This is a genomic window from Streptomyces sp. NPDC002133, from assembly GCF_040296405.1.
Classification (GTDB): Bacteria; Actinomycetota; Actinomycetes; order Streptomycetales; family Streptomycetaceae; genus Streptomyces.
This window is the reverse complement of record NZ_JBEOXF010000044.1, coordinates 1-18,821: the sequence shown is the minus strand read 5'-3', so window position 1 is coordinate 18,821 and position 18,821 is coordinate 1. Positions and strand designations below refer to the sequence as shown.

Here is an 18,821-nt window from a genome sequence, read left to right as displayed (position 1 = left end):
TCGGAGTCGGCGTCCTCGCGGACGTCGGCTGCCTGGACTGGGTAGTCCCGAGAGGTCAGCCTGGCAGGCAAAGCACTTCTCTGGCGATGCGTGGGAGGTGAGTGGCGCTGCGGCCCGCCTGGGTGCCGCAGGTCGGGGACTTCCCCGGTCGAAGCGGTCATCGGTTCCTCTCCCGGCTGCTGAGGAACGCCGCGCTGAAGAGCGAGGGCGGCGCCGACGGGGCAGCCTTCCGCGGTGCGGTCCCGAGGGCCGCCTGCCGGACGACGCCCTTGATGAAGCGTGCGTTGCCGAACAGATAGCGCCGCCACAGCCGGCGCGGCTCAGAGGCCAGCCGGAACAGCCACTCCAGCCCGCTGCGCTGTATCCATGGCGGTGCCTGCCGTTTGTGTCCGGCGATGAAGTCGAAGGCCGCACCGACCGCCACGGCGACCACGGGAAGTGCGGTGCACAGCTCGGCGGCCCGGCGATCCTGCTTGGGAGTACCGAGTCCCACCCAGACGATGTCCGCGCCGGCGGTGCGGATGTCCTCCTCCTGCTCCAGCAGCTCCCGGGTGGTCAGAGGCCGGAAGGGCGGGGTACAGGCGCCGACGATCCGAGCCCCAGGGAATCGCCGCTGCAACTCGCGCTGCAGGGACTCCAGCACCTCCGGTGTGGAGCCCAGCAGGTAGTGCCGCAGTCCGGTGTTGTGGCTCAGGGCGAAGACGTCCAGCAGGAGGTCCGGCCCGTACACGCGTCTGGTAGGCAACACCGTGCCCCGGTGGAGGAGTTGGTTGGCCCAGACCACCGGCTGTCCATCGGGGAGGTTGAGGGCTGCCGAGCGAAGGATGCCGAGCAGCTGGGGGTCCCGGTCGGCAAGGGCGAGGGTGTAGGCGTTGCACAGATGCACATCACCTCCGCGAGCGGCGTCGACGCCGCGGGCTCGGTCCGTCATCCCGACCCGCGGCGCGCGGCGTGCCTCGCGGACCTGTTGGGCGAGGTGCACGACCTCGCGGGCTGCGCTCTCGCGGGTGTGTGCGGCGATGGGTACGCCCACGCACCCGACCACAGGGACCGTCTCAGTTTCCCGCGCTCGTCGCGGGCTCACCGGAGTGGTCATGGACGGGCAGCGGCATTCAGCACGGGAGTGACGGGGTGGTGCCGCTGCTCGGTGACCTCGCCGAAGTCCATCCGGCGGCGGAAGTCCTTGATGGTCTCGCGCAGGCCGTGTTCGACCGGCGTGGTGGGTGTCCAGTCCAGCAGTTCGCCGGCCAAGGCGATGCTCGGACGGCGCTTTCCCGGATCGTCCTGCGGCCGGGGGATCAGCATGATCTCCGAGGAGGATTCGGTGAGCTTGCTGATCCACTGGGCCAGCTCGAGCACGGAGACCTCGTGCGGGTTACCCAGGTTGACCGGACCGCCGTGGCTGCCGGCGAGCATCCGCAGCAAACCGTCGACGATGTCGTCGACGTAGCACAGGGACCGTGTCTGGCTGCCGTCACCGGTGACGGTGATCGGCTCTCCCCGCAGTGCCTGGCGGATGAAGGTGGGGATGGCCCGTCCGTCGTCCGGTCGCATCCTGGGGCCGAAGGTGTTGAAGATGCGCACGATCTTGGCGTCAACGCCGCGGGTCCTGCGGTAAGCCATCGTCAGCGCCTCGCCGAAGCGTTTCGCCTCGTCGTACACCGAACGTGGGCCCACCGGGTTGACGTGCCCCCAGTAGCTCTCCGGCTGTGGGTGGACCTGGGGGTCTCCGTACGACTCGGAGGTGGAGGTCAGCAGGAAGCGCGCGCCTTTGGCGACGGCCAGGTCCAGGGCGTGCCAGGTACCTGTCGATCCCACGCGCAACGTTTCCAGGGGCAGCCTCAGGTAGTCCACGGGCGAGGCGGGCGAGGCCAGGTGGAGCACGGCGTCCACCGGTCCGGGCACGTCCAGGCCCTGGGTGATGTCCCAGTGCTCGAACTGGAAGCGCGGGTCGCCCAACAGATGCTCGACGTTGTCCACGCTGGACGTCACGAGATTGTCCACGCACAACACGACGTGGTCTGCGGCGAGCAGGCGCTCGCACAGGTGCGAGCCGATGAATCCGGTCCCGCCCGTCACTACGGCACGCATGAAGGTCCTCTCGGCTGCCCCGTCGCAAGCCGGACGGCGGCAAGCTGAAGTGTCATTGCCGAAACTTACATCGACATCGTGTTTGTATCTATTGATCCGCTATGAAGCATTTGAGACGTCAGGTGCATGAATATGCCGCCAGGCTGGACAAGTTTCCCTCGTTCGGTTGAAGGTGAGCCCCGCGTCCAGGCGCTCGCCCCCTTGACGATCCGTCATCACCCGTCTCCGCGGCGCCAGTCGCGGCGGCGAGGCCGGGCCGTCAAACGGATCATGGATGTGATGGGGGCTGCCGTCCTGCTCCTGCTGCTTGTGCCGGTACTCCTCGTGTGCGCCATCGCGGTCAAGAGCGACTCACCGGGGCCCGTGCTGTTCCGTCAGCGGCGTACGGGCCGGCACGGCAAGGAGTTCGACGTCCTGAAGCTGCGCACCATGCAGGTCGGGGCGGAAGGGATGCGAGCGGCACTGGCCGTCCGCAACGAAGCCGACGGGCACCTGTTCAAGATTCGCGAGGATCCCCGTGTCACTGCCGTCGGACGCCGGCTGCGCCGCTACTCCCTGGACGAGCTGCCGCAACTGGTGAATGTGCTGATGGGCCACATGTCGCTGGTCGGCCCCCGACCGCTGCCGATCGGGGACTCCGCCTTCACCGGCGCGGCCCGCCGCCGTCTGCTGGTGCGGCCGGGCCTCACCGGCCTGTGGCAGATCAGCGGCCGGTCCGACCTCGCCTGGGACGACGCCCTGCGTCTGGACCTGCAGTACGTCGACTCCTGGTCCTTCCGGCTGGACCTGACCATCCTCGCCCGGACGCTGCCCGTCGTACTGCGAGGGGACGGCGCCTACTGAAGCGGGCCCGCGCCGAGCCACCGCCGAAGGAAGGAAGATGCGCATGCCGCGTTCCGAGAAACGCTCCGAGCCGCGCAACGCCGACACCCTGGTCCGATGGCTCCGCAGCCGTCGTGCCAGGCAACTGGCGTGCGCCGTCGGAGGACTGTTCCTGGCCGGCATCGCGTGGATCGCCGTCACCGGCATGCTCGCCCGCAACGAACTGCTGGCCGCCCAGCGGACCCTGGACGGGCTGCGGCAGCAGATGGCCGCGGGCTCGGCCGCCACGAGTGCCGCGTCGGTGACGGGAACCCCCGGGGCCGCTGTGGACGTCGCCGCCCGGCACGCCGCCAGAGCACACCGCCTCACCACCGGCCCGGCCTGGTACTCCGCCGCGCACCTGCCCGTCATCGGCGGCCCCCTGCGCACCGTACGCGGTGCCGCGGATGCAGCCGACCGGCTGACCCGCGACGTGCTCGCCCCCCTGGCGCACACGGCCACCGAGCTCACCGCCGTCACAGGGCAGGACGATGGGTCCCTGAACCTCTCCGCGCTGCGCCGCGCCGCCCCCGCTCTCGAGCGGGCCTCGCGCAGCGCCTCCGACGTGCGGACCCAGGTCGCCGGGTTGCCCCGCAGCAGCTGGCTGCCCTCCCTCGAGCGGGCCCGGACCCAGCTCATCGCACAGCTCGACCGGATCGTCCCCGCCACGGTCGACGCCGCCGCGGCGGCGCGCGTGATGCCGTCCATGCTGGGAGAACAGGGCCCACGGCGCTACATGGTGGTGTTCGAGAACACCGCAGAAGCCCGCGGCACCGGTGGGCTGCCCGGGGCGTTCGCGATCCTCACCGCGGACCGCGGACGGTTGAGTTTCGAGCGTTTCGGCAACGACACCGAGCTGGCCAAGGCCCGCGCGACAGTCGACCTGGGAACCGAGTATGCGGCGTTGTACGGCCGTAACGCCCCCACCAGCGTCTGGGTCAATTCCAACCTCAGTCCGCACTTCCCGTATGCGGCGCGCATCTGGACCGCTGTGTGGCGGGAGTACAAGGGACAGAAGGTGGACGGCGCCTTCGCCCTCGATCCCAGCGCGCTGGCAGCGTTGCTGGCCGCGGCCGGACCCGCCCGTCTGCCCGACGGAACCGCCATCACCGCGGCCAATGTGCTGGACATGACCGAGCGCACCAGCTACGCGGCCTTCCCCAAGACGGAAGAGCGCAAGGAGTTCTTCCTCGACGTGGCCCGCGCCACCGCGGATGTGCTGCTGGGAGCCGCCGACGATCCGAAGCGACGGCCCGCGTTGTTCACCGCGCTGCGCGGCCAGCTGCAGGAGGGACGGGTCAAGGTGTGGAGTGCCCATCCGTCCGAGCAGAGTGAGCTGCGGCCGCGCCCCTTCGGTGGCACCCTGCCCGACAGCTCTGATCCGTTCGCCGGACTGGTCGTCAACAATGCGGCCGGCACCAAACTGGACTACTACCTGGACCGTCGCCTGGACTGGGTACCCGGCCGGTGCACCGCAGCCGGCCGTGAGATCACCGTGACCGTGCGCCTGACCAACACGGCACCCGGATCCGGGCTCCCCACGTATGTCACACAGCGGGTGGACGCCCCGCCCTACCGAACCCGTCCCGGCGACAACCGTCTGCTGGTCTCGTACTACGCGACCGAGGGGGCACAGCTGGACAAGGCGACTCTGGACGGACGACCGGCCCTGCTGAACCACGCAGTCGAGCGCGGCCACCCGGTCTACACCGTTGATCTGGAACTGCCCGCAGGTGCCACCCGCAACTTCGTGCTGCACCTGCTGGAGCCCCACTCGGAACGTCCCCCGTCCCTACTGCGCCAGTCGCTGGTGCGGCCCCTGCAGGCCACCGTCCGGCCGTACGTACCGTGTGGTGACTGACCGTCCGCTTCGAGCCCTGCCCGGCGGGCGCGCAGCTCCCGCCGGACCGTGCACATCTCAATGGTGGGATGGTGCTGGGGCCAGCACCGCGGCGGCGATCTGCTCCACCGACTCGGCGATCCGCACGGCAACCTGCTGCGCCACCGGCATGGCCGCACCGTGGGGATCGGCCACATCGTCGTCGTCCGCCCATCGGCCGCCTCCCCGTCGCGCCGCGGCACCCTTGACCAGCGCCGCGGCGCGCTCGGCAGGTTCCGTCGCGCCTGCGGCGTCTTCCGGCCTCAGCAACCGGGCGAACTCACGCAAGGTGAAGGCCCGCTGCAAAGCCCGCAGGGGTGACAGTCGCACGGCTGCCTCGCGGTGCTCGGCAGCAGCACCCAGCACGAGATCGGAGTCATCCACCAGCGCCGCGGTCAGCCGACGGGCGAGCGCGCCGCTGGGATCTCCGCCCAGCCCGATGAGGAGGGAGGCGGCCACAGGGTCCATGAGGGATCCCGCCGTGGCTGCGGTGCCGGCGCTGCTCACCAGAATGCTTCCCGGGGATGCGGCGAGCCGGGCCTTCAGCAGGCGTTCCGCCAGTGGCGAGCGGTGCAGATTTCCCGTGCAGACGAAGAGCACGCGAAAAGGCGAGCTCCTGCGTCCCGTGGCTGTCGGGGCCGGGGAAGGAGGCATGGCGGAAGTATCTTCCCGACCGCGGCCGTCCACCGCCCGCCTCGCCGGGCGAGCCGGTGCAAGACCGCCGGCGCGTCCGCGGACGACAGGGCAGAGGTGAGCCGACGGTGGTGAGACGGCAGGCGGCGGTGTCGGAGCCGGCGTCTGCCATGCGGAACCGCATCAGATCCGGGACGCGGTCGCCTCTCCAGACCGCCACGTGAGTGCACCTGGTACACCGTCCTGCCGAGCACCGTGGTGTGGCTGTTTGAGCGGGGCTGTTCACGTCTATGGATCCGAGCGCTTGATGTCCTTTCGATGCCCTTGCGGCCCGACGGCCCGCAGTCCGGAAGTCGCCCGGCTCGGACTTCCGACGGCGGCGGGGCCGTGAGGCAGTGCCGATCGAGTCCAACGGAGTGACGTACCCGAGTGTCGGTAGAGGTGGTTCGGACGGCGGATTCCCATGTCTGCCTTTGAATACGTACACAACCAGGGGTGGCGTGCAAAAGGGGCCGGAGCCCTGTAGGAGCTGCCCCAGCAGCTCAGCCCGGATGGCGCTCGGAACTGGGCGCCAAGTAGAGCCCGATCGTCTCTCCCCGCCGTCCCTCGGTGCCGCCACGCGGCCGACCACGCGATAGGCACGGCAAACATCCTGTCCTGCAAAGCGGTTCGACCCTCTACATCGACAGCAACAGCGATCACCACTCATCAAGCGTCTTCCGAAGGAGCCCGAAACCATGCCCAGACGCTCCGTATGGCGAGCCACCGTGGCCGCCACCGCCGCAAGCCTCATCGCCGCTGCTCCGCTTGTCGTCGCCGAGCCGGCGTTCGCGCAGCCGTACCCCCCAGGCCAAGACCTCACTGTCACGGACAACACCTTGGCCCCCGGTGACGAGGCCGACTTCCAGGGGACCGGTCACCAGGGCGGCGAGCCGGTTTTCGGACGCCTCGTCCCGGTGGGGCCTGGCGCCGCCGGAGCAGCAGGTGCGGCGGCATTCGGAAGGTCGGCGGTTCTCCCACAGTCCTTCGCGGCGGCCCGCCCCACACCCACGGCCACGACAACGTCCAAGCCGACGACTGCTCCTGACTCCAGCTCCGACGCTCGCGATGAGCGGCGGATCGTGGAGCTCGGAACGTGGACTGCGCACCCGACGAGCGGCATTGTGACGGGAACGATCACCATTCCCGAGGGCATCGCACCGGGCCGCTATGAGTTTCAGCTCCTCGGCCTGTGGTCGAGGATCAACCTGACCGAACCGGTGACCGTGCTCGACGGCAAGGACGACGACAACGGGCGTCCCGGGGATGGTGACGAGGACGACAACGGGCGTCCGGGGCACGGTGACGGCGACGACCACGGGCGTCCTGGGCACGGTGACGGCGACGACGATGACCACGGGCACCCCGGCAGTCGTGACGAGGCCCGTCACGAGCGCTCCGGGGATGATGACGACCGCGACCACTCGGGTAGCGACGACAACGGGGACGATCACGGATCGTCCGATCGTGGCGGATCCTCCGACGACGACGATTCCTCGGGCTCCTCGCTGGCCAACACCGGTTCGTCGGAGATGCCCCGAGTGCTGCTCACCGCGGCAGGCGGCCTGGTGCTGCTCGGCGGCGGAGCAGTCGTACTCGTGAAGCGCCGGCGTTCTGCGGCTCGCCGCGGTTGAGGGACGGCAGCGCCAGAGCACAGGCGATCTCCCCGACGGCGCAGCGCCGTCCGGGAGATCGCCTTTTGCCGGCCGGCGGTTCTCGCAGCGCGCTGGTGCGTGCTGCCCCGGGTGTGGGCCAGGACGACCGCGAAATGAGATGGGCCACGAGGGCGACCGTCGGTGAGCCGGTCCGGTGGGCAGCTCTTCCGGCCCGGCCGTTGTGCAAACGTGGCGCCATGCGAGGTGCGTTCGTGGTTCTGGCAGCGGTCGTTGCTCTCGTGAGCGGGATGCTCGTCCAATCGTGCGAGGCGGGCGGCGATGCCAGGGACCGCGGGCACGGCAGGGCCGGACAGACCACGGCACAGGTCGAGCAGTTGCGGGTCGAGGTCGTCCAGACCCTGTCCCACGATCCGAAGGCCTACACGCAGGGTCTGGAGATGGCGCAGGGTGTGCTCTACGAGGGGACGGGGATGGCCGGCCGGTCGACGATCAGGTCGGGCCGGCCCGGCGCCCCTGCGACGCTGCGTTCCGAACTGCCTGCGCCGTTGTTCGGCGAGGGCATCACCGTCGTGGGCGCGACTGTCTGGCAACTGACCTGGCGCAACGGCATCGCCATCGAATGGGACGCGAGGACACTGGCCGAGTTGCGCCGGGTTCCCTACGAGGGTGAAGGCTGGGGCGTGTGCCACCAGCGGCACCGCCGCCGACTGGTGACGAGCGACGGCTCGTCCCTGCTCGTGTTCAGGGATCCGAGGACTCTGAGGAAGCAGGGCGAGGTCGCCGTCACCCTGCGCGGGCAACGCGTGGGGCGGCTGAACGAGCTGGAATGCGTCGGCAACAGCGTCTACGCCAACGTCTGGCCCGCCGACCGCATCGTCCGGATCGACGCCAACTCCGGCCGGGTGACAGCAGACATTGCGGTTCCGCCCCTGATCAGCCCAGCCGAGCGACGGCCCGAGGACGTCCTCAACGGGATCGCTGCCATTCCGGGAACCGATCATTTCCTGTTGACCGGCAAGTCGTGGCCCAAGATGTTCCGCGTGGCGTTCGTTCCCGCCCCGCAAGCCGACCGCCGGCGGTGAGGGGCGACAGCGGCTCCCTCGGGGCCGGTGGTGGCGCCGACGCTCCGGAGCTCCGCGGTGGGCCGGCTCGGACGGGCGAATTCCGTGATCCGTGGAGGGTGTCAGCCATTTGGCCGTGCGCGGTTGCGGGCCCGGCGGGGCCCGCTTGGTATCGGGAGCATGCACATACCCGGATCCATAACCAGCCGCGGGGGGTACACCGCGGCCGCTCTCGCCGCGGTGCTCTGCACGACGCTGACCACCGCACCGGGACGGGCACCCGCCGACGGACCGCCTCCCTCCGTTCCCGCGACGCCGCTCGAGTGGAGCCCGTGTTCCGGGTTCGAGGCGTTCGACTGCGCCGTCACGAAGGTTCCGCTGGACTACCGCGATCCCGGGGCGCGTTCCCTCGACCTGGCGCTCGTCAGGAAGAAGGCGACCGGGCCCGGACCGCGGAAAGGTTCGCTGTTCTTCAACCCGGGCGGCCCCGGCGGCTCCGGAACGGAGGCCCTTGTCACGCTCTACGAGCAGTTTCCCGTCGAACTGCGTGAACGCTTCGACATCATCGGCTGGGATCCGCGCGGGGTGGGGGCGAGCACCGCAGTGCGCTGCTTCGACACCACGGAGGAGGTCTTCCGGTGGGCGGAGCCCATTCCCGCCGGTTTCCCGGTCGGCCAGGAGGAGCGAACGACTTTTGTCGATGCCTACGCCGACCTCGGCAGGCGCTGCGAGAAGCGCGACCCCGAACTGCTGCGGCACATCTCCACCGCCGACACCGCCCGCGACCTGGACCGCCTGCGCGAGGCGGTCGGCGAGGAACAGCTGAACTATCTCGGCGTCTCCTATGGCTCACTCCTGGGTGCCACCTATGCCAACCTCTTTCCCGACAAGGTGCGCGCCATGGTCCTGGACGGGGCCATCGACCCGGAGGCCTGGCTGAACGGAGGGTCGAAGAGCGAACCTCTCCTGGGGACGTTGCAGCGCGACGGCACCGACCTCGGCGCTGCCGCGACGCTCGAGCAGTTCCTCACCCTGTGCGGGAAAGCCACCGTCGACCGCTGCCCCTTCTCCGCAGGCGACCCGGAGGCGACCCGCACCAAGTTCACCCGGCTGATGGAGCGTCTGCAGCAGGCCCCGCAGGAAGCCTGGACCTACGGCGCCACCGTGGCCACCGTCCTTCAGGGGCTCTATGTCGTCGACCCGCAGTGGAGCGAGTTGGCCGTCACCCTGCAGGATCTGTGGCAGGGCCGCACACCGCAGGAGGCCACCGTCCCCGAGGATCCGCCACCGTATCCCGCCCTGGAGCAGATCGAGGCGATACGGTGCTCCGAAAGCCCCAACCCCCGCGACCCGCTGCGCTACCCCTCGCTGGAGCAGTTCAGCTACGAACGCGCAGGGGACCTCGGACGGCTCTTGGCCTGGTCCATCGAGCCGTGCGCCACATGGCCGGCCACAGCGGCCCAGCCGTACACCGGCCCCTGGAACCGCCCCACGGCACACCCGGTCCTGGTGGTGAACACCACGTACGACCCTGCCACCGCCTACACGCAGGCTGAGGCCCTGACGCGTCGCCTCGCCGACGCCCGTCTGCTTACCGTCCATGGCTACGGACACTCGGCCTTCTCCAACCTCAGCAGTTGCGCGGACGACCACCAGACCCGCTACTTCCTCGACGGTGTCCTGCCCCCGCCCGGAGCGACCTGCTCGCAGGACGACGAACCGTTTTCCACGCCCATCCCGCGCGGGGGCATCGACAGCGGCGGGGGAGGGATGGGCACCGGGAATCCCGCCACGGCCCGCCCTGACGCCGGCTGATCAGCCACGGGCCGCGAACGGGCATTCGTGCTACTTCTTCTTCGGTTCAATGAACATCGAACAATGGGGATCGCAGGGAAAGTCGTGCCGGGTGGTCCGTCGGGGCCATCCGTCGCGATGTCACTGAAGACGGACCTCCTGAAGTGACCGTTCGGGATGCCGTCGACCCGACGTCCGAGTGTCCGGAGCCGTGCGCAGTGCACGAAGCGGGGGGGCGCCCTCCTGGCGGGCCGGTGTGATGCCTGCGTCGCAAAGGACCTTCAGGTGATGGTCCAGCGTGGACTTGGCGATCGGTGTCCGCAGTTGGCCCCACCTGCGGGGCTGCTGCCGAGTGCGGCCGACGGGCGAGGCGGGTTGATCTCGTTCGTGCTCGGCGAGGGCTGATTTTTCATGACCTATGCCAGCAGTCATTCGACCTTCGACGAACATAGAACAAAAGGTGTGTCCGTGATGCCCAGCCGTTTTGCCGACCAAGTGGTGATCCTTACCGGAGCTGGTTCCGGGATCGGGCGAGCTGCCGCAGTGGCGTTCGCCGAGGCGGGAGCGCAGGTGCTGGGAGTGGGAAGGCGGGCGGAGGCGCTGCGGGAGACGGCCGATCTCCATCCGGCCATCGAGACGCTCTGCGCCGACGTCTGTGCCGAAGGCGCACCGGAGCGGATCGTGCGGGCCGCAGTCGACCGGTGGGGCCGTGTCGATGTCCTGGTCAACAACGCCGGAATCCTCGCGATGATGCCCCTGGGTCAGGTGACCGCTGAAGGCATCAACCAGCTGATGGCGACCAACGTCACCGCTCCGAGCCTTCTGGCGAGCGCCGCCCTTCCCTACTTGCGCAGCTCCCAGGGGGTGATCGTCAACGTCAGCAGCACATTCGGGCACAGACCCCTCGCTCATGCCGCTCACTACGGTGCCTCGAAGGCTGCGATCGAGCAGTTGACCCGGAGCTGGGCGCTGGAGTTGGCGCCCGACAGCATCCGGGTCAACGCGGTTGCTCCCGGACCCACCGAGAGCGGAGCACTGGCCGGCGCCGGCCTGTCCGCCACGGAGATCGATCACGTCAAGGATGCCGAGGCGGCACGCATCCCGCTGGGCCGCCGCGGGGAACCCGGCGAAGTGGCCGAGTGGATCCTGCGGCTCGCCGATGCACGGACCGCCTGGCTCACCGGCCAAGTGCTCACGGTCGACGGTGGACTGGAGCTCTCCTGATCGTGGGGGCGTTTCCACGCTGTCTCTACACGCCCCGACCGCAACGTCCGGCCGTAGGCGGCATGAGCGGCCCGCACCGGTACCCGTGCCAGTGGTTCGTGAGCGCGAGTCCCTCAGGGGTGTCCGGTGTGCCGGCGACGGCTCCGGCGACACTGCTCCGTCCGGGGGCTCCGTCACGGGAACACGGGAACGGCTGCGCCCGCGCCTCTCCTGGGGCCGGTGTCAGCGCGCGTTCGGCTGTTGCCCCTGAAGCCAGTCCCTGTAGTGCGTCGGGGCGAGCTCGGCGTCCTCCGGCGCGGTGAGCACGTCTCCGGTGACCACGGCGAACATGCCTGCCTGGTCATCGGTGACCACGCTGCGGCCGTCGGAGCGTGCGGCCAGAGTGATCCGGCCCAGCTCGTCGAGGGGAAAGGCATCAGGGCCCGCGACGTTGCGGGTGCCCTGCAGCGGGGCTTCGGAGGCGGCTCGCACGACCGCCGCGGCGACGTCCGCGCTCGCCATCGGCTGCACGGGGGTGGCCGGCAGGCGGACGGTGTCACCGTCGGTCGTCCACGACATGATCGGTTCGACGAACTCGAAGAACTGTGTGAAGCGCACGATCGAGTACGGTGTCGGCGCGTTCTTGAGGATGTTCTCCTGGGCGACCTTGGCCCGGTAGTAGTCGAGTTGCGGCACCTGGTCCACGCCGACGATCGAGGCAATGACATGGTGGCGGACTCCCGCCGCTTCCGCTGCGGCCGTGACGTTGTTCATCGACGTTTCGAAGAAGCCGATGGAAGCGTCGTCGAACGTCGGGGAGTTCGTCAGATTGATCAGCACGTCTGCGCCCTCGAGAACCTGGTCCAGGCCCTTGCCGCTGAGCACGTCGACTCCAGTGGACAGTGAAGCGGGCACGACTTCGTGGCCGGCCGCTCGCAGCCGTTCGACCACCTGTGTTCCGACCCGGCCGGTTCCCCCCAGGACTGTGAACTTCATGGCGCACCCTTCGTCGAGCGTTCAGGTTCACGTGGGCGTCCGGGCGGACTCGCCGTCCGGTTGCGTGCGGAGGCACCGGGTACGCATCGAACCGGCCGTACCGGGAAGAGCCCGTGCCCTGCCGTGTCGACGCCGATGCGGAAACGGATGGCATCGCCCGTGCCCACGGATCGAACGTATCGCCCTCGACCACCGTACGCCTCACCAGTGGTGAGGCGCGCGCGACGGATCCCATGCCTCCGGCCCTGGCCGGCCGGTGTCGAGCGCGCCTTTGGCCGGGGGCTGGGCCGGGTGCCGGGCCGGGTGCCGGTTGCGGGACGGCTGCCGGGAGAGCAGCCTGAAGACGGCGGGCCCGGCGGCGCGCTCGTAGGCGTGCGCTTCTCGACGGCCCCGCTCAGGACCGACCGAATGCCGTCAGCGGTGAGGCGCCGATGTCGAGAGCCGTCGGCGACACACACGGACAAGCGGCGAAGGAGCCGGGCTCCTTCGCCGCTTGTGGACCGGTCACCGCAGGGTGCGAGGGCCGCACGAGCGGGCTTCCCTCCCATGGTGGCAGTCGGCGACAGCGGGACGGGTGTCCGTGCTCCGGGACTCGCTGTCGCGGTGACCCGGCCGGCTACGCCATGGGCGAGTAGCGGTAGTCGGCCATCTTGAACAGGGCGGCGACGTCGTCGACGGGAGGGTAGATCATCTGGGTGTTGACGAGCACCTTGATCTTCTTGGCCTCCTGGCCGGTCATGGCGACCTGACGGTCCCATCCCTGACAGACCAGGGCTCCGGCGGCCCCCAGGTCCAGGGTCGTTCCGCAGGGGTCGAAGGGGGAGAAGGGGACCATGTCCGCGCCGAACAGATCGGCCGCGACATTGTGGCCGGCGGACCGGCCCAGGGGCTGGGCATGCCGGCCCTGCTCGATGTCGTGCTGGCCATCGAAGGGAACGAAAGCCTCTTCCGCTGCACGGAAATTCGCCAGTGCGGGAAGATCGCCGAGCTCCACACGGGCGGCAACGACTCTGCCGCCTGCGCCGTCAAGCGAGCCATGTACCCGGGCCGAACTGGCCTGGCGTGAAGCCCTTGCGACGCAGAAACTCACCGATGTCCGCAGAGAACTCGACATGGATGACCCCGCCGTGACGAGGACCGTCCGCCGGGCGTTCGGCCGAGAGTGAGGCGTGTGCGCCGGGTTGCGGCAGCGCCGGGTTCTCGGCGCGCCGGCGCGCGCGGAGGCGGGGTCGCCTCAGCCGGCGCGAACGGCCAGTAGTCCATGGCGCCGATCGTGCCAGGCCCCTCGGACAGTCCGAGGTCCGGTTCGGATGGCGAGGGCTCCGCCGCGTCGGGAATGACACCACGCACTCGCTCGCGGCGGCTGACAGTGCGAGACTGCCGGCCCCCGCGGCCGGGCAGGAGTGCGTGGGATCCCGAAGTGTGGGGGAGAGGAGTCTCATGTCCCACCACGCCCGAGCCCGCGACGCGGGGTGGCGCCGTCTCGTGCCCGGCGCACCCGGAGTCGCCGCGCTCGTCGGATACGAGCGTTCCTGGCTGCGCGGTGATCTGCTGGCCGGTGTGACCGTCGCGGCGTATCTCGTGCCGCAGGTCATGGCGTATGCGACCGTGGCGGGGCTGCCCCCGGTCGCCGGACTGTGGGCGATCCTGCCCGCCCTGGTGCTGTATGCGGTGCTCGGCTCGTCGCGGCTGCTGTCGGTCGGCCCGGAGTCCACGACCGCGCTGATGACCGCCACCGTGGTCGGGCCGCTCGCCGCGGGGGACCCCGGGCGGTATGCCGTACTGGCGGCTGCTCTCGCGATCGCGGTCGGGCTGCTGGGTCTGGTCGCGTGGGCGGCCAGGCTCGGCTTCGTCGCAGATCTCCTCTCGCGGCCGGTCCTGGTCGGCTATCTGGCGGGCGTGGCCCTGATCATGATCGTGGACCAGCTGCCCAAGCTCACCGGCGTGCCGACGACCGGCTCCGGACTCTTCCCACAGTTCCTGTCCTTCGCGCGGAATCTGCCCGAGGCACATCCGCCCACCGTGGCCGTCGCCGCCACTGCCCTGGCCTCCCTGTTCGTCGCGCCGCGCTTCCTGCGCGCAGTCCCGGGCCCGCTTCTGGCACTCGTGCTCGGCACCGCGGCGGTGGCGGCGTTCGGCCTGGACGAGCATGGCATCGCGGTGATCGGCGAGGTCCCGGCAGGGCTGCCCCACCCGGCTGTCCCGGATCTCGGTGATCTGCAACTGCTGCTGCTCCCGGCGCTGGGGCTCCTTCTCGTCGGCTACACCGATGTGATCCTCACCGCGCGCGCGTTCGCCACCGGCGACGAGGGCGGCCGGCTCGACGCCAACCAGGAGTTGCTCGCCATGGGCGCGGCGAACCTCGGCGCGGGTGTGTTGCACGGCTTTCCGGTGAGCAGCAGTGCCAGCCGCACTGCCCTCGCCGACTCCGCGGGCGCGCGCAGCCAGGTGTACTCACTCACCGCCGGCGCGGCCCTCCTCGCCGTACTGCTGTTCCTCAGCCCGCTGCTGAGACTCACACCCGTGGCGGTGCTGGGCGCCCTCGTCGTCTACGCGGCTGTGCGGATGATCGACCTTGCGGGCTTCCGCCGGCTTGCCTCCTTCCGCCGCCGGGAACTCCTGCTGGCACTGGGCTGCCTGTGCGGCGTGCTGGCCCTCGATATCCTGTACGGGGTGCTGGTGGCGGTCGGCCTGTCGGTTGCCGAGCTGCTGACGCGGGTGGCCCGCCCGCACGACGCCGTCCAGGGCCTGGTGCCGGGCCTGGCAGGCATGCACGACGTGGACGACTATCCGCAGGCCCGCACCGTCCCCGGACTCCTCGTCTACCGGTACGACTCACCGCTGTTCTTCGCCAACGCCGAGGACTTCCGGCGCCGTGCGCTCGCTGCCGTCGCCGAGCAGACCGATCCCGTCGACTGGTTCGTACTCAACACCGAGGCCAATGTCGAGGTGGACATCACCGCGCTCGATTCGGTCGATGCGCTGCGTCGCGAACTGTCCCGGCGCGGTCTCGTGTTCGCGATGGCGCGTGTGAAGCAGGACCTGCGCGACGAGCTCGACGCCTACGGGCTCACCACATCCGTCGGCCCCGATCTGATCTTCCCCACACTGCCCACCGCGGTGGCCGCGTACCAGGACTGGTGCCGCGCCCGCGGAGACGGTTCGGCCGACTAGCAGACGGCGTCGCCAGGGACAGGGCCCACCGTCGGCGCTCCCGTCGCAGCAGGGCGTCGCCTTCGTGCCGTTCTTCGCGATCGCCGCTGCCGGGCGCGAGGCGGGCGCGAGCGCCGCCGACAGCGACGAGGTGCTCGCCGTCGCACGCGCGCACGGGGCGAGCGCCGCCCAGGTCCGCCTGGCGTGGACCCTGCACCGCGGGCCGCATGTGCTGGCCATCCCCGGTACGGGCAACCCGGGCCACCTGGTGGCGAACGTGGCCGCCGGCGCACTGCGCCTCTCGGAGGGCGCCTCCCGGTTCTCGGGCTGCTCGCGGTCCAGGTGCTCACGCGAGAGTTCCAGTCGCAGGTTCCTGGCGTATCGGCGGGCACCGTCGGCCGAGCCGGCCCGGGTCGCACGGTTCACGCGCGTCGATGGTCTCGTCCAGGACGCTGCAGTCGAGTTCCGAGTCGTGGGTCCAGGAGCGGAGGTTGATGTTGTCGGATCCGACCGAGGCCCACACGTCGTCGATCACGCACACCTTGGCGTGGACGTACACCGGTGTTCCGGCGTGGTTCTCGACCCCGTACACGGCGACGCGCTCACCTCCCGCACGGCGCAGCTCGTCCAGAGCCGCGATCCGCCCGACCAGGTTCATGGGCAGTGTGAGCCGGCCGTCCTGCTCGGGGACGGAGGGAACGACCGCGATCAGGCGCAGGCCGGAGTTGGCGCTCAGCGCGGCGGCGAAGCACTCGACCACCAGCGGTGACCACAGGTACTGGTCCTCCAGGTAGATGAGCGCCCGAGCCCGCCGCAGGGCCTTGAGATATCCGCGCGCGACGCTGCGCTCGCCGTCCGGAGCGAAGTCGTGGCCACGCAGCAGACGGTTGGGACAGGTACGCAGCACCTGCACGGTGTGCCGGCCGCACGGCGCGGGGTCGGGAAGCTGGGGCGGCAGCGGGTCCGCGTCCGTGTCCTCCCGGTGGACGGCCTCACAGGCGGGTGAGCGGACTGCGGGTGAGCGGGGCGGGATCGTCCCAGCGCTCGCGGAAGCACGCCTCGATGTCGCCGACGGCCGGCCCGCGGATCGCGAGCTGGATGTCGTGCCACGGCGGGTGCGGCCCGTACCCGGCGGCGATCGGGAGTGACTGTGGGTCGCCGCGGTGGGAGGCGTCGTCGTTGCGGTTGCGGCACAGGTCGGTCCCCCCGACGAACGCGATGTCGTGCTCGGGGCGGTCAGGATGCCGGAGCACGACGAACTTCTGGTGGTGCGAGCCGCCGGGGCACGCGTGTGTCGAGCAGGCACTCGCCGCCCGCAGCCGCGATGTCCTCCTCGAGGTGGCGGTTCTCGGTCTCGCTGAACTGGAGGCGGTCCGGATGGGATCGCCACATCAGCCCTTTGACGATCACGCCGCGCTCGGCAGCCTCGGCCAGCACGGTGCCTGCTGCGGTGCCGGGACCCGCGAGCCGCTGGTCGGGGTCGCCGCGCCAGTCGGTGAAGAGCAGCAGGTCTCCGGCGCGCTGCGAGCGAATCGCATCGAGGAGCTCCGGGAAGTACGTCGCGCCGTGGACCAGTGGCCGCACGTGGTTGCCACAGGACCAGGCCGTCCGGTCCTGACGGCGGTTGTCCAGTCGGTTCGCCGGATTACCGCGTTCACCGGGAGTCAGCAGCCATTCGTTGAATTCCACAGCCGGCCTCCGACGCCAGTTCGGTCCCATCAGTGCTGTTACCCGGTTCATGGGCGTTTATCTGGAGCACCGGGGAAGACGCCGGAACGGGGAGGTCATGAGGCCGATCCGGCTCGGAATCGGCCCTGCGTCGATCAAGGGTCGTGATGATCTGTACGGAATGGCGACATGCAAATCCATGCAATTTCGCTTGCATCGACGCAGCGGGTCCGACCCCGTCCGGATGGATGAACCAGACCTCCTTGATGGGTTTGAGAATTGACTGGCGATCACATAATCATAATCGCTGGAGTTGACCCCGAGAAACCTATTGCATCGGCGAGGAAGTATGTTTTCTGTTTCGAAGTGGGGCGTGGTGGCAGTAACGACGGTCTCGCTGGCGGCTGTCGCGAGTTCCGCATCTGCATCAAAGGATCCGTACACCCTCGACGGGGACGAGAACGGAAAGCGCGCCGAGGTCATCAGCCTGACCTCCACGAGCACGGGAACCTCGATGGTCGACAACGGGACACGCGGGCCCGGGATCGGCGATCAGATCATCATCACCGCGAACCTCTTCCGCAACGGTGTCAGTTATGGCACCGAGGGTGCGGTGTGCACCCGAGTGGCAGCGCGGACCACTCACTGCACGGGCACCTTCAGCCTTCCCCGAGGGCAGGTGACGTGGCAGCACCTGCACACCGTCCCCACCGGCGCCCCGCCCAGCGATTTCGAGGTCGCCGTCACCGGAGGCACCGGCGCGTACGCCACCGCCCGCGGCTACGCCCATATCGCCAGCATCTCCGAGTCGGGCGGCGCCTTCACCCTCTATCTCGTGTGCTGACCGGCACGTCCGTCGCCATTCGCACGGCATCACACCCGGCGGACTGCAGCCCCTTCGTGTTCCGGACGCGGCAGGACGAAGAGTGAGGTGGGGGAGGGGAACAGCAAGGATCACCTGGGGTGGTTGTCCTGCCGGCCACCGGTGAGTTCGCCCAGTGCGGCGCTGAGGCGGGTGAGCGCGGGCGCGATCCAGGGCAGTGTCTCCGGTTCCGCCGTGGTCAGTGCCGTGTGGCGCTGCTGTGGAGTGGCGCCGTACAGGAGGCTGGTGGCGATCCTGAGGGTGAGGGAGGTGTCGGACTCGCCGAACGCGCTGCCGGGCAGAGTGGCGACGCCGTGCCGTTCGAGCAGGGCAGTGGCCAGGTCTGTGCCTGTGGTGATTCCCCGGGTGCGCAGAGTCTCACGGGCGGGGGCGAGGTCGGGGTAGAGGTAGAAAGCGGCCTGGGGCGGGCGGCAGTCGGCTCCTGCCGCCAGGAGCCGGGAGTGCACCTCGGTGGCAATGCGGGCGTGCAGACGGCGGGAGGCGGCGATGTGTGCGGTCACCTCGGGCGGGTCGCTCAAGGCGTGGGTGGCCACGGCCTGCATGGGTGCGGCCAGACTGGACCAGATCTCGCTGGCGACGCCCGTCAGCTCCTGGTGCAGACGCCGCCCCCAGCGGCCTTCCGGGGTGCGGGCGAGGCCGATCCGCCTCCTCCACCAGGATCTGCCTCGCCCTGCGGCGCGCCGCAGGGCAGCCGCACGCCGTCCTCGCTCTGCCGCATGACCTCGATCTCCCGCCGTTCCTGGCGGAGTTGCGGCGGCCGCGGATCGGCAGCGGCCCGATGGGCGACTCTGCGACCCATGGGTGGCACGGCGGTGCGACTCACCGTATCGACCACTCCGGTGGTTGCGCGTGCTTCGTGCGCCCCCGCTGGGGTTCGCGCGGCTTCGTCGGCCATACTCCTCCCCGTGGATCAGGAACAGGCAGGCACACAGACAGGTACCAAC

Annotated in this window: 16 protein-coding genes and 2 pseudogenes; 9 read left to right on the top strand and 9 right to left on the bottom strand. The window is 69.9% G+C overall.

What is annotated here, in order from left to right:
- Nucleotides 1-157 precede the first annotated feature (157 nt).
- Both ABT078_RS30545 and ABT078_RS30540 read right to left on the bottom strand, forming a co-directional pair.
- A complete protein-coding gene (locus ABT078_RS30545; RefSeq protein ID WP_351233382.1) occupies nt 158-1,033 on the bottom strand; it encodes a WecB/TagA/CpsF family glycosyltransferase in 876 nt (291 codons plus the stop codon).
- A gap of 59 nt (nt 1,034-1,092) precedes the next feature.
- Entirely contained in the window at nt 1,093-2,091 is a 999-nt protein-coding gene (locus tag ABT078_RS30540) for a UDP-glucuronic acid decarboxylase family protein (RefSeq protein ID WP_351233380.1), read from the bottom strand.
- 252 nt (nt 2,092-2,343) lie between these two features.
- Between ABT078_RS30540 and ABT078_RS30535 the strand changes: the two are divergent.
- Both ABT078_RS30535 and ABT078_RS30530 read left to right on the top strand, forming a co-directional pair.
- Nucleotides 2,344-2,934, top strand: a pseudogene (locus ABT078_RS30535) (sugar transferase); the annotation flags it as partial.
- Nucleotides 2,935-2,977: 43 nt separating this feature from the next.
- Nucleotides 2,978-4,813 (top strand): DUF4012 domain-containing protein, encoded by a 1,836-nt coding sequence (locus ABT078_RS30530; RefSeq protein WP_351233378.1) that lies wholly within the window; start codon nt 2,978-2,980, stop codon nt 4,811-4,813.
- Between the two features lie 57 nt (nt 4,814-4,870).
- Here the strand turns inward: ABT078_RS30530 and ABT078_RS30525 are convergent, their stop codons facing one another.
- Nucleotides 4,871-5,431, bottom strand: a complete 561-nt coding sequence (locus ABT078_RS30525; RefSeq protein WP_351233376.1) for an arsenate reductase/protein-tyrosine-phosphatase family protein — start codon at nt 5,429-5,431, stop codon at nt 4,871-4,873.
- A 770-nt stretch (nt 5,432-6,201) separates the two neighbouring features.
- On the opposite strand from ABT078_RS30525, the gene ABT078_RS30520 reads away from it, so the two are divergent.
- The 4 genes from ABT078_RS30520 (at nt 6,202) to ABT078_RS30505 (ending at nt 11,198) form a co-directional block, all read left to right on the top strand.
- The gene (locus tag ABT078_RS30520; RefSeq protein WP_351233374.1) at nt 6,202-7,137 is read left to right on the top strand and encodes a hypothetical protein; all 936 of its coding nucleotides are present in this window, start codon (nt 6,202-6,204) and stop codon (nt 7,135-7,137) included.
- Between the two features lie 218 nt (nt 7,138-7,355).
- Nucleotides 7,356-8,201 (top strand): glutaminyl-peptide cyclotransferase, encoded by an 846-nt coding sequence (locus ABT078_RS30515; RefSeq protein WP_351233372.1) that lies wholly within the window; start codon nt 7,356-7,358, stop codon nt 8,199-8,201.
- 159 nt (nt 8,202-8,360) lie between these two features.
- Entirely contained in the window at nt 8,361-9,995 is a 1,635-nt protein-coding gene (locus ABT078_RS30510) for an alpha/beta hydrolase (protein ID WP_351233370.1), read from the top strand.
- Between the two features lie 390 nt (nt 9,996-10,385).
- Entirely contained in the window at nt 10,386-11,198 is an 813-nt protein-coding gene (locus ABT078_RS30505) for an SDR family NAD(P)-dependent oxidoreductase (protein ID WP_351233368.1), read from the top strand.
- A gap of 222 nt (nt 11,199-11,420) precedes the next feature.
- Here the strand turns inward: ABT078_RS30505 and ABT078_RS30500 are convergent, their stop codons facing one another.
- Together ABT078_RS30500 and ABT078_RS30495 are read right to left on the bottom strand one after the other, a co-directional pair.
- Complete coding sequence (locus ABT078_RS30500; protein WP_351233366.1) at nt 11,421-12,173, bottom strand: SDR family oxidoreductase; 753 nt, start codon at nt 12,171-12,173, stop codon at nt 11,421-11,423.
- 616 nt (nt 12,174-12,789) lie between these two features.
- Entirely contained in the window at nt 12,790-13,167 is a 378-nt protein-coding gene (locus ABT078_RS30495; RefSeq protein ID WP_351233364.1) for a hypothetical protein, read from the bottom strand.
- A 446-nt stretch (nt 13,168-13,613) separates the two neighbouring features.
- Here ABT078_RS30495 and ABT078_RS30490 point away from each other — a divergent pair, with 446 nt between their 5' ends.
- Together ABT078_RS30490 and ABT078_RS30485 are read left to right on the top strand one after the other, a co-directional pair.
- Complete coding sequence (locus ABT078_RS30490) at nt 13,614-15,347, top strand: SulP family inorganic anion transporter (protein ID WP_351233362.1); 1,734 nt, start codon at nt 13,614-13,616, stop codon at nt 15,345-15,347.
- Nucleotides 15,348-15,393: 46 nt separating this feature from the next.
- A pseudogene (locus ABT078_RS30485) lies at nt 15,394-15,633 on the top strand (aldo/keto reductase); the annotation flags it as partial.
- Nucleotides 15,634-15,672: 39 nt separating this feature from the next.
- On the opposite strand, the gene ABT078_RS30480 reads toward ABT078_RS30485, so the two are convergent.
- From ABT078_RS30480 to ABT078_RS30470, 3 genes are all read right to left on the bottom strand, one after another.
- A complete protein-coding gene (locus ABT078_RS30480; protein ID WP_351233360.1) occupies nt 15,673-16,233 on the bottom strand; it encodes a phospholipase D-like domain-containing protein in 561 nt (186 codons plus the stop codon).
- 85 nt (nt 16,234-16,318) lie between these two features.
- On the bottom strand, nt 16,319-16,579 hold the full coding sequence (locus ABT078_RS30475) for a hypothetical protein (protein WP_351233358.1): 261 nt from the start codon (nt 16,577-16,579) through the stop codon (nt 16,319-16,321).
- A complete protein-coding gene (locus ABT078_RS30470; RefSeq protein ID WP_351233356.1) occupies nt 16,563-17,015 on the bottom strand; it encodes a phospholipase D-like domain-containing protein in 453 nt (150 codons plus the stop codon). The genes ABT078_RS30475 and ABT078_RS30470 overlap by 17 nt, the downstream gene beginning before the upstream one ends.
- Before the next feature lie 352 nt (nt 17,016-17,367).
- Between ABT078_RS30470 and ABT078_RS30465 the strand changes: the two genes are divergently transcribed.
- The gene (locus ABT078_RS30465) at nt 17,368-17,838 is read left to right on the top strand and encodes a hypothetical protein (RefSeq protein WP_351233354.1); all 471 of its coding nucleotides are present in this window, start codon (nt 17,368-17,370) and stop codon (nt 17,836-17,838) included.
- Between the two features lie 110 nt (nt 17,839-17,948).
- On the opposite strand, the gene ABT078_RS30460 is transcribed toward ABT078_RS30465, so the two are convergent.
- Nucleotides 17,949-18,518, bottom strand: a complete 570-nt coding sequence (locus tag ABT078_RS30460) for an aminotransferase class I/II-fold pyridoxal phosphate-dependent enzyme (RefSeq protein WP_351233456.1) — start codon at nt 18,516-18,518, stop codon at nt 17,949-17,951.
- Nucleotides 18,519-18,821 lie beyond the last annotated feature (303 nt).